Annotated in this window: 14 protein-coding genes and 2 pseudogenes; 9 read left to right on the forward strand and 7 right to left on the reverse strand. The window is 68.5% G+C overall.

The features are described 5' to 3' along the window. Nucleotides 1-33: 33 nt before the first annotated feature. The 5 genes from C4313_RS03700 to coxB form a co-directional block, all read right to left on the reverse strand. Nucleotides 34-309, reverse strand: coding sequence for a cytochrome C oxidase subunit IV family protein (locus C4313_RS03700; RefSeq protein WP_352428526.1), 276 nt, complete (start codon nt 307-309; stop codon nt 34-36). Nucleotides 310-320: 11 nt separating this feature from the next. Then, nucleotides 321-899, reverse strand: a complete 579-nt coding sequence (locus C4313_RS03705) for a cytochrome c oxidase subunit 3 (RefSeq protein WP_352428527.1) — start codon at nt 897-899, stop codon at nt 321-323. A 19-nt stretch (nt 900-918) separates the two neighbouring features. Further along, nucleotides 919-1368, reverse strand: a complete 450-nt coding sequence (locus C4313_RS03710) for a cupredoxin domain-containing protein (protein WP_352428528.1) — start codon at nt 1366-1368, stop codon at nt 919-921. Between the two features lie 85 nt (nt 1369-1453). Further along, complete coding sequence (ctaD, locus tag C4313_RS03715) at nt 1454-3346, reverse strand: cytochrome c oxidase subunit I (protein ID WP_352428529.1); 1893 nt, start codon at nt 3344-3346, stop codon at nt 1454-1456. A gap of 21 nt (nt 3347-3367) precedes the next feature. Beyond that, nucleotides 3368-4384 (reverse strand): cytochrome c oxidase subunit II, encoded by a 1017-nt coding sequence (gene coxB, locus C4313_RS03720; RefSeq protein ID WP_352428530.1) that lies wholly within the window; start codon nt 4382-4384, stop codon nt 3368-3370. A 323-nt stretch (nt 4385-4707) separates the two neighbouring features. On the opposite strand from coxB, the gene C4313_RS03725 reads away from it, so the two are divergent. Genes C4313_RS03725 through C4313_RS03735 form a run of 3 tightly spaced genes read left to right on the forward strand, consistent with a single transcriptional unit; the run spans nt 4708 to nt 6964 of the window. Further along, on the forward strand, nt 4708-5187 hold the full coding sequence (locus tag C4313_RS03725) for a MarR family transcriptional regulator (RefSeq protein ID WP_352428531.1): 480 nt from the start codon (nt 4708-4710) through the stop codon (nt 5185-5187). Further along, nucleotides 5184-6176, forward strand: a complete 993-nt coding sequence (locus C4313_RS03730; RefSeq protein ID WP_352428532.1) for an ATP-binding cassette domain-containing protein — start codon at nt 5184-5186, stop codon at nt 6174-6176. The genes C4313_RS03725 and C4313_RS03730 overlap by 4 nt, the downstream gene beginning before the upstream one ends. A 5-nt stretch (nt 6177-6181) precedes the next feature. Next, complete coding sequence (locus tag C4313_RS03735) at nt 6182-6964, forward strand: ABC transporter permease (RefSeq protein WP_352428533.1); 783 nt, start codon at nt 6182-6184, stop codon at nt 6962-6964. A gap of 24 nt (nt 6965-6988) precedes the next feature. On the opposite strand, the gene C4313_RS03740 is transcribed toward C4313_RS03735, so the two are convergent. Beyond that, nucleotides 6989-8200, reverse strand: a complete 1212-nt coding sequence (locus tag C4313_RS03740) for a CPBP family glutamic-type intramembrane protease (protein ID WP_352428534.1) — start codon at nt 8198-8200, stop codon at nt 6989-6991. 91 nt (nt 8201-8291) lie between these two features. Between C4313_RS03740 and C4313_RS03745 the strand changes: the two genes are divergently transcribed. From C4313_RS03745 to C4313_RS03770, 6 genes and pseudogenes are all read left to right on the forward strand, one after another. Further along, a complete protein-coding gene (locus C4313_RS03745; RefSeq protein WP_352428535.1) occupies nt 8292-8975 on the forward strand; it encodes a metal-dependent transcriptional regulator in 684 nt (227 codons plus the stop codon). Between the two features lie 38 nt (nt 8976-9013). Further along, a complete protein-coding gene (locus C4313_RS03750; protein ID WP_352428536.1) occupies nt 9014-9883 on the forward strand; it encodes an alpha/beta fold hydrolase in 870 nt (289 codons plus the stop codon). 23 nt (nt 9884-9906) lie between these two features. Then, complete coding sequence (yqeB, locus tag C4313_RS03755) at nt 9907-10725, forward strand: selenium-dependent molybdenum cofactor biosynthesis protein YqeB (RefSeq protein WP_352428537.1); 819 nt, start codon at nt 9907-9909, stop codon at nt 10723-10725. 36 nt (nt 10726-10761) lie between these two features. Beyond that, nucleotides 10762-11070, forward strand: a complete 309-nt coding sequence (locus tag C4313_RS03760; RefSeq protein WP_352428538.1) for a non-heme iron oxygenase ferredoxin subunit — start codon at nt 10762-10764, stop codon at nt 11068-11070. Nucleotides 11071-11079: 9 nt separating this feature from the next. Further along, nucleotides 11080-12231, forward strand: coding sequence for an N-acetylglucosamine-6-phosphate deacetylase (gene nagA / locus C4313_RS03765; RefSeq protein WP_352428539.1), 1152 nt, complete (start codon nt 11080-11082; stop codon nt 12229-12231). A gap of 49 nt (nt 12232-12280) precedes the next feature. Further along, nucleotides 12281-12946, forward strand: a pseudogene (locus C4313_RS03770) (HAD family hydrolase); the annotation flags it as partial. Nucleotides 12947-13035: 89 nt separating this feature from the next. On the opposite strand, the pseudogene C4313_RS03775 reads toward C4313_RS03770, so the two are convergent. Continuing rightward, nucleotides 13036-13724 (reverse strand): annotated as a pseudogene (locus tag C4313_RS03775) (hypothetical protein); the annotation flags it as partial.

Consider the following 13724-nt stretch of genomic DNA (forward strand, 5'->3'; position numbering starts at 1 on the left):
GCCGCCCCCGGTTTTTTCTCGAAGCCGCGGGCGTCACATCCGGAACCCGAGGTAGATCCAGAGGAGCATTCCCACCAGCAGCAGGGCCAGCGGCCAGGGGTAGGCGAAGAGCAGCGCGTACAGACGGGAGTCGAACTTGAGGTGCATGAAATACAGCACGATGAGGGCCCCCTTGGCGACGGCGAAGCCGATCAGGAAGGGCAGTTGCGGGACCGGCAGGCGGAGGACGCTCACCTCCAGGATGGTGAGGAGGATGAGGATCACACCCACCAAGACGTAGTTCGGGTGCCGATGCGCCTTGGCCTCCATATCCTTCCCCCTCAGCGCAAGAGATACACCACCATAAAAACGGCCACCCAGACCAGGTCTACGAAGTGCCAGTAGAGCCCCACTGTCTCCACCAGCACGTCGTTCTGGGGGGAGATCCGGCGGCGCAGGCCCAGAGCCACGCTCAGGATCCAGATCACCCCCACGGCCACGTGGGCGGCGTGGAAGCCCGTCACGGTGTAGTAGGCCGAGCCGAAGACGTTGACGCTGGGGGTCAGGCCCTCGCGGAGGTGCTGGCTGTATTCGGCCGCCTTCAGGATCAGGAAGCAGATCCCCAGCCAGGCGGTGGTCAGCAGCCACGCGATGCACGCCCGCCGGTTCCCATCTCGCAGGTGGGCCAGGGCCAACACCATGGCCACGCTGCTGACCAGGAGGATCATCGTGTTGACGGTGGGGATGGTCAGGGTCAACGCCTCGTGGGCGGTGGGCCCGCTGGTGACCCGGTTGTGCAGCACCAGATACGAGATGATCAGGGAGGTGAAGAAGATCACCTCCGAGGCCAGGAAGACCCAGACCCCCAGTTTGCGGCTGTCGACGGCGACCTCGGGGCCGGCCGTGGGCGGATGCGCCATGCCTGACCTCCTCGCATGCTCAGCGTTCCACGACGAGTTTGCCTTTCATCCCAGAGAGATAATGGGACCCGTTCTCTTCGAAGCAGCCCATCTCCCACTCCCCGACGCGGTCGGCGTGCACGGTGAAGACCAACGTGGCCCACCCCCCGGTCTCCAGAGCCACCATGAAGCCGGCGTGCGCTTCTGCTTCCTCTTCCTCCTTTTTGATCTTCTCCCCGCTCACCTGGGGCGAGAGGCCGGCGAAGAAATCCGTGTGGTAGCCGGCCGGGTTGCCGCTCCTCACGTTCCGCATCACGTTCCGCCCGATCATCAGTTCGTGGTCCCTCCGGCCGGCGTTCACCAGGACCAGGCGGACCTCCTGGCCGGCTTTCACCCGGATGGTGTCGGGTTCGAACTTGTATTCGTTCATCGTGATGCGGATCTCGACGGGCCCGGCGGGCTGGGCGCAGCCGATGAGCAGCAGCCCCACCGCCAGGATTCACCTCAGGCCTTCGATCCACCGTTTCATGGTCTCCCCTCCTGGAGTTTTTGCAAGCGAGGAGGGCGGCTGCGGATCACGTGCCGGAATGCGCCCCGGAAGATTCCGGGAACAGGGGCTCAGCTGCCCACCGGGCCAGCCCGATGGCGAAAAGCAGAAGGCCGGGGATCAGGAAGGCCCAGTGGGTGACCAGCCCGAGGGCGAAGAGGGTCAGCCCGGCGGCGATGACCAGCGGCCACGGGCTGGGGGCCGGCAGATGGATGGGTTCCGCCGGGGCATCCCCTTCCCCCGACGGTCCGTTCCCTTCAGGGGCTTCTGGGACAACGGCCGCCCCGGCCGGCCGCGGGTGGGGATTCCCCGTGTATTTCCGATCCCAGGCCGGCCGCCGGCTGTGGACCACCGGGATGCGCTCGAAGTTATAGGGCGGCGGCGGGGAGGCCGTCAGCCACTCCAGCGTGTGGCCGTCCCACGGGTCGGCGGGCGCCGGGGCGCCGGCCACCAGGCTCCGGGCGATGTTCACCAAGAAGACCCCAAAGCCCAGCGCCAGCACAAAGGCGCCGACGGTGGCCAGCAGGTTCAACCCCTCCCAGCCCAGGCCGGGGGCGTAGGTGTAGATCCGCCGGGGCATCCCCATCAGGCCCAGGAAGTGCATAGGGAAGAACGTCAGGTTGAAGCCGATGAACTGCAACGCGAAGTGCAGGCGGCCCAGGCGCTCGTCCAGGAAGCGCCCCGTGATCTTGGGGAACCAGTAATAGATCCCGGCGACGATGGCGAACATGGAGCCGCCGAAGAGCGTATAGTGGAAGTGGGCCACCACGAAGTAGGTATCCGTGACCTGCCAGTCCACCGGCACCGCCGCCAGGAAGAGCCCGCTCAGCCCCCCGATGACGAACAGGGCCACGAAGGCGGCCGCGAAGAGGAAGGGGGTCCGGAGGCGGATGGAGCCGCCCCACAAGGTGCCGATCCAATTGAAGACCTTGATGGCGGTGGGCACGGCCACCAGCATGCTGGCCGCCGAGAAGAAGGCGTTGACCACAGGGGGCAGCCCCACAGCGAACATGTGGTGGGCCCAGACGGTGAAGCCGATGAAGCCGATGGCCACCGAGGAGTAGGCCACCGCCGTGTAGCCGAAGAGGGGCTTGCGGGAGAAGACCGGCAGCACCTCTGAGACGATGCCCATGGCCGGCAGGATCATGATGTAGACCTCCGGGTGGCCGAAGAACCAGAAGAGGTGCTGCCACAAGAGAGGATCCCCGCCCGCCGCCGGGTTGAAGAAGTGCGTCCCCAGGTGCCGGTCCAGGAACAGCAGGAAGAGGGCGGCCGAGATGCTGGGCATCGCGAACAGGATGAGGAAGGCCGTCACCAGGGTGGTCCATGCGAACAAGGGCAGACGGTTGAGCGTCAGCCCGGGCGCCCGGAGCAGGAGGATGGTGGCCACGAAGTTAATGGAGGAAGTGATGGAGGAGATCCCCAGGAGCTGCAGGCCCAGGATCCAGAAATCGATCCCCGCCCCAGGGGCGAAGGTCTTCTCGGTCAGCGGGGCGTAACCGAACCATCCGGCGTTGGGGGCGCCCCCCAAGAGGAAGCTCAAATTGAGGAAGAGCCCGCCCAGCAGAAACATCCAGACCCCGAAGGCGTTCAGGCGGGGATAGGCCATGTCCCGCGCCCCGATCATCAGGGGCACCACATAGTTGCCCAGGCCGGCCAGCACCGGCATCACCACCAGGAAAACCATGGTGGTGCCGTGCATCGTCAGGACCTGGTTATAGGCATCCCCCACCAGCACCCGGTTGTTGGGGACGGCCAGCTGGGTCCGGATGAGCAGGGCCTCCAGCCCGCCGATCAGGGCGAAGAGCCCGGCGCCCAGGATGTAGAGGATCCCGATGCGCTTGTGGTCGACGGTTGTCAGCCACGAGAGCAGACCCCGCCGCTCGTAGATCTGGAGCATCGCTGCTGCCTGGCTGGTCATCCGTCACCTCCCCCGCTCCCTTCACTTCAGGGAAGAAAGATAAGCCACCAGCGCCTGGATCTCCTGCGGGGTCAGGTTCAAGCGCGGCATCAGAGAGCCCGGCTTGATGGCCGGTGGGTTGTCCAGCCATCGGGCCAGGTTCTCCGGCGTGTTCTCCAAAAGCCCTCCGGCAATGATCGAGCGGCTGCCCACGTGGGTGAGGTCTGGCCCCACCTGCCCCTGGGCCTTGGTGCCAGCGATGGTGTGACAGCCGACGCAAGCCTTGCCCATGAAGACCTGGAAGCCCTGTTGGGCCAAGGGATCTGTAGGCGGGGTGGCCGGGGCCCGCTGGGCCTCCACCCAGCGGTCGAACTCCGCTGCGGGGACCGCACGGACCCGCAGGCGCATGTTGGCGTGGGAGATCCCGCAGAGCTCGGCGCACTGGCCGTAGTAGACCCCCTCGATGTCGGCCTGGAGCCAGAGGACGTTCTCCCGCCCCGGGATGGCGTCCATCTTGCCACCCAACTGGGGGACCCAGAAGCTGTGGATCACGTCCTTGGAGGTGACCTCGGCCCGGACCGCGCGGCCGACGGGGATGACCAGCTCGTTGGCCGTGGTGATCCCCAGGGTGGGATACTGGAACTCCCACCACCACTGATGGCCGATCACCTTCACCGGCAGGGCATCAGACGGCGGGCGGGCGGTGGCGGCCATCGTGCGCCAGGTCATGGCGAAAATCAAGGCCAGCCCCAGGGCGGTGGCGGTGGTCCAGGAGATCTCCAGGGCGTTGTTGCCGTGGATCTGCGGCGGGATGGCCTGGGGATCCCGCGCCCGGAAGCGGAAGATCGCATAAAGGAGCAAGGCCTCCACCAGGACGAAGACTGCCGCCGTGATGGCGACGATGAACCAAAACAGCTCGGCTTCGGCGCGGCCCTTGGGGGAGACCGGGGCGAGGACCGAAGGGCTGCGAGCGGCACATCCCGCCAGGGCCCCCGCTCCCAGCAGCGCCCATCCGATCCCCTGCAACACCCGCCGGCCCATCCGCTGGATCTCCACCATCCATCCTCCTCCCCGCTCAGATCCCGCTCGCCTGCCTCCGGGCAGAAGAAGGCCGATCCAAAGGATCTTCCCGTAAGGAACCCAGATCGATGATAGAGATTTTCGCTGAGACTGTCAAGCAAAACCACCCCTAGGTCCACCCCGGAGTTTTATTAATTGGATTCCATGTTCTGTTTTAGGGCCTGTGTTTCGGAGGCTACGGTGGGCCCACGGGGCCGGTAGGTTTTTGACGCCCGGACCCGCCGGCATTATAATCCCGGCGCTGATCTTTAGCCAGGGCAACAATCTTGTGGGGATCGAACCGGACGGCCTGGGGGTCCACGATGGATGAGCGATGGCTGGCCCGATATCTCCTGGACGCCCTGCATCTGGTGATGCGGCACGTCTGGGCGGAGGTGCGGGGGAAGACGGGGGAGGCCTTCCCCATCCAGTCCTATCGGTTACTGGGCATGCTGGCCCACCGCCCCTACACCTTGACGGAACTGGCCCGCGCCCAGGCCGTCCGCCCCTCCACGGTCTCTCGCGCTGTCCGTCTCCTGGCGGCCCGGGGGTGGGTGGCGGTCGAGCGGGATCCCCAGGACCGGCGTCGGGTGTGGATCCGCCTGACTCCCCAAGGCCGTCGGGCCTTGAACCGCCTGCGGGCGCGGGCCGCGGCCCGTCTGGGGCGACGGCTGGCCGCCTTGAGCCCCGAGGAGCGCGCTCTCCTGGCGCAGGCGGCGAGGCTCTTGCGGCGCACCCTGGGCGGCGGCCTCCCGGCCGCGGAGGAGCGAACCACTATCCATCCAGGAGGTGGAGGACGATGAACGCCATTGAGACGGAGCGCCTGACCCGGCGCTTTGGGGACTTCGTGGCCGTCCGCGAGGTCTCGTTTGCGGTACGGGCAGGGGAACTGTTCGCCTTCCTGGGCCCCAACGGGGCCGGCAAGACCACCACGATCAACATGCTCTGCACGCTGCTGCGGCCCACCTCAGGCACTGCCCGGGTGGGCGGCCACGACATCGTGCGCGAGCCGGACGCCGTGCGCCGGCGCATCGGGCTGGTGTTCCAGGACCCCAGCCTGGACGACCGGCTGACGGCGTGGCAGAACCTCCGGTTCCACGCCATGCTCTACGACGTCCCCCGGCGTGTTTTCGAGGAGCGGGCGAGGCGGCTGCTGGACCTGGTGGAGCTCACGGACCACGCCCATCAGGAGGTGGGCACCTTCTCCGGGGGGATGAAGCGCCGGCTGGAACTGGCCCGGGGGTTGCTTCACGAGCCCAAGGTCCTCTTCCTGGATGAGCCCACCCTGGGATTGGACCCTCAGACCCGCCGCCATATCTGGGACTACATCCTCCGCTTGCGGGACAGCGAGGGGACCACGGTTTTCTTCACCACCCACTACATGGACGAGGCGGAGCGGGCCGATCGCATCGCCATCATCGACCACGGTCGCATCATCGCCCTGGACACGCCTGAGAACCTGAAGGCGACGATCGGGGGCGATGTGATCCTGATGCGGACCAGCGATGACGCCCGGGCCGCCGCCCGTCTGCAGGAGGCCCTGGGCTTGGAGCCCCGGGTCACCTGGGAGGGCGTCCTCATCGAGGTTGCCCGAGGCGACCAGATGATCCCGCGCCTGCTGGAAGCCTTCCGGGACGGCGCCGAGCCGCCCCTGATCGTCCACAGCATCAGCCTGCGGCGGCCCAGCCTGGAGGATGTGTTCATCAAACTGACCGGCCGGGCCATCCGGGAGGAGGAGGCCTCCCCCTTGGACCGCATGCGCCTCAGCCGTCGACTCTGGAGCCGGAGGTGAAGGCCATGGCTTTCCTGAAGGCCGTCTACACCATCTGGTATCGGGATCTCCTGCGGTTCCTGCGGGATCGCTCTCGCATCGTCAGTTCCCTGGGCCAGCCGCTGCTGTTCCTGATCGTCTTCGGGAACGGGTTGGCCCCGGCGGTGGCGGCGGGGATGGGCGGGGTGGATTTCCGTGCCTTCCTCTTCCCCGGGATCCTCAGCATGGCCGTGCTCTTCACCGCCGTCTTCTCGGCTGTCTCTATCGTCTGGGACCGGGAGTTCGGCTTCCTGAAAGAGGTGCTGGTGGCCCCCGTCTCCCGCACGGCCGTGGCGCTGGGGAAGGTGGCAGGTGGCAGCACCACCGCCATGATCCAGGGCCTGCTCATCATGTTGCTGGCCCCCCTGGTGGGCGTCCGCTTCACCCCCAGCCAGGTCATCACCCTGATCTTCATGATGATCCTGGTGGCCGCCACGATGACCTCCTTCGGGATCCTCGTCGCCGCCCGCATGCGCTCGATGGAAGGTTTCCACATGATAATGAACTTCCTGCTGATGCCCATGTTCTTCGTGAGCGGGGCCTTCTTCCCGCTGCGGCAGGTGCCGTTGTGGATGGAGTGGCTGGCCCGCGTAGACCCGCTCACCTATGGTGTGGACGCGATACGGCAAACCGCCCTGCGGGGGCTGGTGCCGGAGCCGGTCCTCCAGGTCCTCGTCCTGCATCCGATGGAGGTGAACCTGATCGCCCTCATTGCCTTCTGGATGCTCTTCTTGGTCCCTGCCGTGTGGCTGTTCCGCAAGACCGAATGAGGTCCCCCAGGGGCCCAGGTGCCCTCAGGTCTGGAAGAACAGCGCCCAGAGGGCGTCGACCCAGGCGTGGACCAGGGCGGCCGCGGTGACCTTCCCGGTTTGAAGATAGGTCCGCCCGTAGAAAAATCCGGCGACGGTGGCCAGGATGGCATAGAGGGGCACCTTCGGCGGGTTGTTCAGGTGGGCGAGGCCGAAGAGGAGGGAGGACAGGAGCAGGGTGCGCAGCGGGGGCCATTCCAGCACCCGCTGGAAGTGCACATGGAGGACGCCCCGGAAGAGGATCTCCTCGGGCAGCCCGATGAACAAGTAGATGGCCAGCAGTCGCGCCAGGGCCCCGGCCGCGTCCGGAGGGGTCGGCGCCGGAGTGATAAAGCCGGTGAGCAGTCCGAAGGGCAGGGCGAAGGCGGCGAACCCAGCCAGGTTCCCCAAGACGGCCAGGAGGTCTGCCCAGCGCCAGCGGAAGGTGAACCCCAGGTCCGGGAAGCGTCCGGCGATGAGGAGCAGCCACAGGAAGAGGACAATCCAGATCAGATAGAAGGCGGAGGGCCCGCTGGGGAGAAGGGGATCGGACGGCAGGCGGTCGAACTCCACCGCATACCAAATGAAAAGGACGGCGGTGAAGAAGAGGAGATGCGCCCGGGGGCGGGAGGCGGGTGGCCATCCGGCCATGAGGGCGAGCGGCCACGCTCCGGCGCCGACGCGGAAGGCCCAGCCGACGGGATCCGAAGGGAAGGGGCCGGGGAGCAGCAGCCCGGCCAGCGCCCCCAGGGCGATCAGAGCCTGGATCGGCCCCCAGGGGGCGCGGTTGTGCCGGATCAGCAGGGTGGGAACCCACAACAGCAGCAGGCTGGAAAGCAGGAACCCTGGCGCCAGCGGGAGCCCCCGCAGGATCCGGAGGAGTCCTTCCCCCAGCCACAGCCCGAAGGGGACGATGTAGATCCGCCCGGCCTCCCGGCCGGCCCATCGCCGGAGGGCCTCCCCGGGGACCAGGACGCTGCCCAGATACAGGGCCAGCAGCAGGGCGAACCCTCCCACTGCCGGCAGGGCCTCTTCCAGCCGCTCCTGGCGAAAGGCCAGGGCTCCAAAGGCCCCCACGGCCACTCCCCACAGGCCGACGGCCGGCCATTCCCCTCGCGCCCTCTTTTTCAATTCCATCGCGAAAGGCGCTGGCGGCGCCATGATCGCTCCATCCGGAAAGGTCCCCGGCATGCCCTCCGGCGGCGGACGGTCATCCATGATTGAACCTCCCATCGGATTGTGCTACACTCACCGATGCATTGTCCAGCAACTCGGCCATGTCCGGCCGATTTCATGCCGACGAGGAGGGATGGCGCTGAACGCTCCGGAGTGCCCGGCGGGATCCATCAGCCCGGGGATGCGGGCCTATCTGGCGGAGATCTACCGGATGGGCGAGGCGGGCCCGGTGCGGGCCTCTGCCCTCGCCCGACGGTTGGATGTGACCGTCCCGGCGGTGGTCCGGATGCTCAACCGGCTGGAGCCGTTGGGCCTGATCCGGCGGACCCGACATGGCATCGTTCTGACCCGCGAAGGGGAGCGGGAGGCGCTGCGGGGGATCCGGCAGCATCGGATCTTGGAGGCTTTCCTAACCCGGGTGCTCGGGGTGGGCTGGGAGGAGGTCCACGCGCTAGCCGACCGGCTGGACCCGGTGGTCGATGAGGTGCTGTGCGAGCGGATGTATGAGGTCGCCGGACGGCCAACCCATTGCCCCCACGGGGATCCGATCCCCACCCCCGATGGGCGGCTGCCGCCTCTTTTCGACGTGCGCCTGAGCGAGGTCCCGGTGGGGACGCGGGGCCGCATCACGCGGGTGAAGACCGAGGACCCCGAGCAGCTGCGCTACCTGGGATCCCTGGGCTTGGTGCCCGGGGCGGCCTTCGAGTTGATCGCCCGCGCCCCCTTTAACGGCCCTTTGCGCCTCCGCCTGGCCCCGCACGACGTGATCATCGGCCCGGAGCTCGCCCAGCACATCCGGGTGGTCCCCGAGACCTGAGGGCGGTCCCAAGCCCCTTCGATCCGTGGAGGAGGCCGATGCCGATCGCCGTCCGTTCGCTGCGGATCATGGACCGCCACCTCCCGCTCCATCTCACCCTTCTGGAGGTCGACCCCCGAGCCCCTGTCTTGATCTTCCTCCACGGGATGACCGCCCACGCGGGCTTTTATATGGAGATGATCCCGGGGGCGAACTACCTCAGGGCGCTGGCCGAGGCCGGCTTCAATGGGATCGGTCTCGATCTGCAGGGGCACGGCCGGAGCGGGGGGGCGCGGGGCCTCTTCACGTATCGGGAACTGATCGGCAACATCCGCCGGGCGGTGGACTTCGCCCGCGATCGGTATAACGACCGCGTCGGCGTCACCGGCTCCAGTATGGGCGGGATCCTGGCCTTCTATGCAGCCCTGGAGGACCGTCGGATCCGTGCCGCGGTCTGCCACAACGTGCTGGACCTGCGGGATATCCATCCGGTTCTCTACCTGCGCCGCCATTTCGTCCTGGTTCCCCTGGCCGAGGCGCTGCGGCCGCTGGCCGGTGTCCTGGGATGGTTGCCCATCCCGGTGCGGGCGTTCCTGGAGCCCGCCCACGTCTTCGAGCGGCCCGAGAACCTTCGTCGCTGGAAGGCCGACCGGCTCTGCGTCTGGGTCTACCGGCTGCGGTCCTGGATCTCGGTTTTCCTGAACCCGGCGGACAAGCCGCCGATCGAGGCCATGGAGACCCCGGTGCGGATCCTGGTCGGGGAGGGCGATCGGATCCTCCCGGCGGAGGTCCATCGAGCCTTCGCGGCCCGGTTGCGGTGCCGCCACGATCTGGTGGTGGTGCCAGGGGCCGGCCATATGCTCCCGCTGGAGTATCTGGAGACCACTGTCCCGCTGGTGGGGGAATGGTTCCGGGCGTATCTCGGATGAGCGCGGGGCCCGAGGGAGGCGCGATGCCGGCGATCTGGGTGGCCGTGAAGGGGGGTGGCGATCTGGGGACTGGGGCTGTCCTGCGGCTGCACCGGGCCGGGTTCCGGGTCTGGGTCACGGAGCTCCCCCGCCCCCTGGCCATCCGCCGGGCGGTTGCTGTGGCCAGCGCCGTCTATGAGGGGGCCGTCACCATCGAAGGCCACACCGCGCGGCGGGTGGAGGACCCCTCGGCGTTCCCGGCGGTCTGGGCGCGGGGGGAGATCCCGGTCCTGGTGGATCCGGAGGGGGAGAGCATCCGGTCCCTGCGGCCGGAGGTGGTGGTGGACGCCATCATGGCCAAGCGCAACACCGGGACGGCGCTCACGGACGCGCCGGTGGTGGTGGCCTTGGGTCCGGGTTTCGTCGCCGGGGTGGACTGCTATGCGGTGGTGGAGACGGCGCGTGGCCATGACCTGGGGCGGGTGTATTACACCGGCAGCGCTCTGCCCGACACCGGGATCCCCGGGACCCTGGGGGGGCACGACGTGTTGCGGGTGCTGCGGGCACCCTGTGCCGGCCTTTTCCGAGAGGTTCGTCGCATCGGCGACCGGGTGGAGGCGGGCGAGGTGGTCGCCTTCGTGGGGGAGACCCCGGTGCGGACGGCCATCGCCGGCGTGCTGCGGGGCCTGCTGGCCGATGGCCTGGAGGTCACCCCCGGCATGAAGGTCGGCGATGTGGACCCCCGGGCGGAGGTTCGGCATTGCTTTACCGTTTCGGACAAGGCCTGGGCGGTTGGGGGCGGGGTGTTGGAGGCCGTGCTGCGGGGCCTGCGGGAGAAGGGGCTCCTGCGTTTCGCGGATTGAGGCAGCATCGCCCTACAGCCAGCGGAGGTGAAGAACGTGTGGGTTCGCGTCGCGGCGTTGGATGAGGTCCCGGTCGGCTCGGTGAAGGTCTTCGTGGCCGAGGGCTGCCGGGTGGCGTTGGCCCGAGTGGGGGACCAGGTTTTCGCTTTCGGGGATGTCTGCACCCATGACGGCGGCCCGCTGGGGGAGGGGAAACTGGAGGGCTTCACGGTCCAGTGCCCCCGCCACGGCGCCCGCTTCGACATCCGGACAGGCCGGGCCCTGCGCCTGCCGGCCGTCGCCCCCATTCCGGTCTACCCGGTGCGGGTGGAGGGCGACAGCGTCTGGGTAGATGTGGAGGGATAGCCTCTCCCCATGGCGGCGCATCCGATCGCCCTGGTCCACGCGGATCTCTACACGCCGACCCGCCGCATCCTGGACGGGACGGTGCTCATCGCGGACGGCCGGATCGTGGCCGTGGGCCCGACCCGGGAGGTCCGTCTTCCTCGGCGGGCCGAGCGGATCGACGCCGGCGGGCGTCCGGTGACGCCGGGCCTGATCGACCTGCACCTTCACGGCGTGGAGGGCTGTGATGTCTTCGGGCCCGAGCTGGCGGAGGCGGCCCGGCGGCTGCCCCGCTACGGGGTGACGGCCTTTGTGCCCACGACCCTGACCCTTCCGGAGGAGGAGATCCTGGGGCGGCTGGCGGCCATGGCGCGAGAGATCGAGGGCCGGCCCGCGGGCGCCCGTATTCTGGGCGTGCACATTGAGGGCCCTCATCTTTCCCCAAGGCGGCCGGGGATGGCCAACCCGGCCTGGTTCCGGCCCCTCACCCCGGAGGCCGTCGATCGGTATGTGGCGGCGGCGAGGGGATGGATCCGGATGTGGACCTTCGCCCCGGAGGAGGGCGCGGCGATGGCGGCCATCCCCGCTCTGGTGGCCCGGGGCATCCTCCCGGTCATGGGGCACAGCGATGCCACCTACGCCCAGGCCGTCGAGGCCATCGAGCGGGGGGTCCGACAGGTCACTCACTTCTTCAATGCGATGCGGCCCTTTCATCACCGGGAGCCCGGTCTGTTCGCCGCGGCCCTGCTGGACCGCCGGGTGGTGACCCAGGTGATCGCCGACGGGCAGCATGTGCATCCGGCGGCCCTGCGGCTGCTTTTCCGGGTGAAAGGGGCGGGGGGCGTGGCGCTGATCAGCGACGCCGCGCCGACGGCGGGCCTTCCCCCCGGGCGCTATCGCTGGTTGGGCTACGAAGTGGAGGTCGCTGACGGCCGGTGCCAAACCCCCGATGGGGCCCTGGCGGGCTCCGTCGCCTTGATGAACGAGGGCCTGCGGGTGCTCATCGAAGAAGTCGGCCTCGATCCCCTGACGGCTGTCCGGAGCGCCACCCTCACGCCCGCGCGCTCCCTGGGCCTCCGGTGGCTGGGAAGGCTGCAGCCGGGGGCTCCTGCCGATCTCGTCCTGTGGGACCGCTGGGGTCGTCCGGCGGCGGTGTGGATCGGTGGGGAGCCCGTCCGGTGAGCCGCGGGTGCCCTGCGAAAGTTGCCGATTCCGATACCGGGGAGGCCGCATGGGGCAAAGCCTGGCGTTCCTGTTCGACCTGGACGGCACGCTGGTCGACAGCGTTTATCAGCATGTGCTGGCCTGGCGGGAGGCGCTGGAGGCCGTAGGGATCGCCCTCTCGGTCTGGCGCATCCACCGGCGGATCGGGATGAGCGGCGGGTTGTTGCTGCGGGCGCTTCTGCGGGAAACCGGGCGGGAGGTAGGCCCTGAGGAAGTGGCGGAGATCCAGCGTCGTCACGCGGAGGCCTTCGCCCGGTGGCAGCATCAGGTGCGGCCGCTCCCGGGGGCCCGGGAGTTGCTGGCGGCCCTCACCCGGTTGGGCGTCCCATGGGCCATCGCCACCAGCGCCCAGCGAGCGGTGGCGCAGCCGATGGTAGACTTGCTGGGCCTGGGCCCGGAGGTCCCCGTGGTCACACGGGAGGATGTGCGTTACGCCAAGCCGGACCCCGATCTCTTCCTGGCCGCCGCCGAGCGGCTGGGTGTCCCCATCGCTGCCTGCGTGGTAGTCGGCGACAGCGTGTGGGATCTTCTGGCGGCCCGGCGGGCCGGCGCCTTGGGCGTCGGACTGCTCTCAGGCGGTTACGGCCGTGAGGAGCTGGAGCGGGCTGGCGCCTATCGGGTATATGAGGATCCCGCGGATCTGTTGCGCCATCTGGACGAGGTGGGGGTGCGGATGGGCCTTTCAGGGCCTCTTCCCCCTTCGGAGGCTTTGGGCGATGGGTCGGCCTCAGGGCAGTGCTGGGACACCCGCGGCTGGACCGGTCAGGGCTCTGGCGGAAGCGCAGGGAGCGGAATCCGCTCCGGCGGGACGACCTGACCGTCCCGCAACCACCAGACTCCCAGGGCGCGGGCCCGCTCCGCCGCCAGCGGATGCATGCGCAAACCGGCCACCGCGGCCCGCACCGTCGGCCGGCGCCGGCCGCGAGCCAGCGCCCGCTCCAAAAGGAGGGCCCGGGCCGCTGCCCGCTCCACATCGTCGGTGTTGACAGTGATCGAAACTTCCACCGCGAGATACACCCTACCGCGCCCCTGGGGCATGCGCCCGCGGACGATCAGGTCGGTCGCTCCCAGATCGTCCGCCTCCTCGGGGCTGAGCCGCCCGGTCTCCTCGGCCTCCTCGACCAGGCGGGCACGCTCGGCGGGCTCGAGGACGTGGGGATTAGCCACTAGACGCCGGAAGCGGTGAGGTTGGGCCCGGTAGCGTTCCTCCAACTGCCAACCGCGGAGTAGATTCAGGTGGTTTTGGACTTCATCCAGGCGCTTCTGCATTTGGATCTGGGCCTCGACGAGGCGCTGGACGATCTCCTCCAAGCGGGCCAGGCGCTGTTCGGTCAGAGCCTGGGCTTCGATGAGGCGCTGGACGATCTCCTCCAGGCGGGTGAGGCGTTGTTCGAACTGGGCCTGGGCTTCGATGAGGCGCTGGACGGTCTCCTCCAGGCGGGTGAGGCGTT

This window comes from Thermoflexus sp. (assembly GCF_040289485.1).
GTDB lineage: Bacteria > Chloroflexota > Anaerolineae > Thermoflexales > Thermoflexaceae > Thermoflexus.

Excerpts from the sequence above, each read along its gene's own strand:
- C4313_RS03700 (WP_352428526.1), bottom strand. The coding sequence starts at position 309 with ATGGAGGCCAAGGCGCATCGGCACCCGAACTACGTCTTGGTGGGTGTG.
- C4313_RS03705 (WP_352428527.1), bottom strand. The coding sequence starts at position 899 with ATGGCGCATCCGCCCACGGCCGGCCCCGAGGTCGCCGTCGACAGCCGC.
- ctaD (WP_352428529.1), bottom strand. The coding sequence starts at position 3,346 with ATGACCAGCCAGGCAGCAGCGATGCTCCAGATCTACGAGCGGCGGGGT.
- coxB (WP_352428530.1), bottom strand. The coding sequence starts at position 4,384 with ATGGTGGAGATCCAGCGGATGGGCCGGCGGGTGTTGCAGGGGATCGGA.
- C4313_RS03725 (WP_352428531.1), top strand. The coding sequence starts at position 4,708 with ATGGATGAGCGATGGCTGGCCCGATATCTCCTGGACGCCCTGCATCTG.
- C4313_RS03730 (WP_352428532.1), top strand. The coding sequence starts at position 5,184 with ATGAACGCCATTGAGACGGAGCGCCTGACCCGGCGCTTTGGGGACTTC.
- C4313_RS03735 (WP_352428533.1), top strand. The coding sequence starts at position 6,182 with ATGGCTTTCCTGAAGGCCGTCTACACCATCTGGTATCGGGATCTCCTG.
- C4313_RS03740 (WP_352428534.1), bottom strand. The coding sequence starts at position 8,200 with ATGGATGACCGTCCGCCGCCGGAGGGCATGCCGGGGACCTTTCCGGAT.
- C4313_RS03745 (WP_352428535.1), top strand. The coding sequence starts at position 8,292 with ATGGCGCTGAACGCTCCGGAGTGCCCGGCGGGATCCATCAGCCCGGGG.
- C4313_RS03750 (WP_352428536.1), top strand. The coding sequence starts at position 9,014 with ATGCCGATCGCCGTCCGTTCGCTGCGGATCATGGACCGCCACCTCCCG.
- yqeB (WP_352428537.1), top strand. The coding sequence starts at position 9,907 with ATGCCGGCGATCTGGGTGGCCGTGAAGGGGGGTGGCGATCTGGGGACT.
- nagA (WP_352428539.1), top strand. The coding sequence starts at position 11,080 with ATGGCGGCGCATCCGATCGCCCTGGTCCACGCGGATCTCTACACGCCG.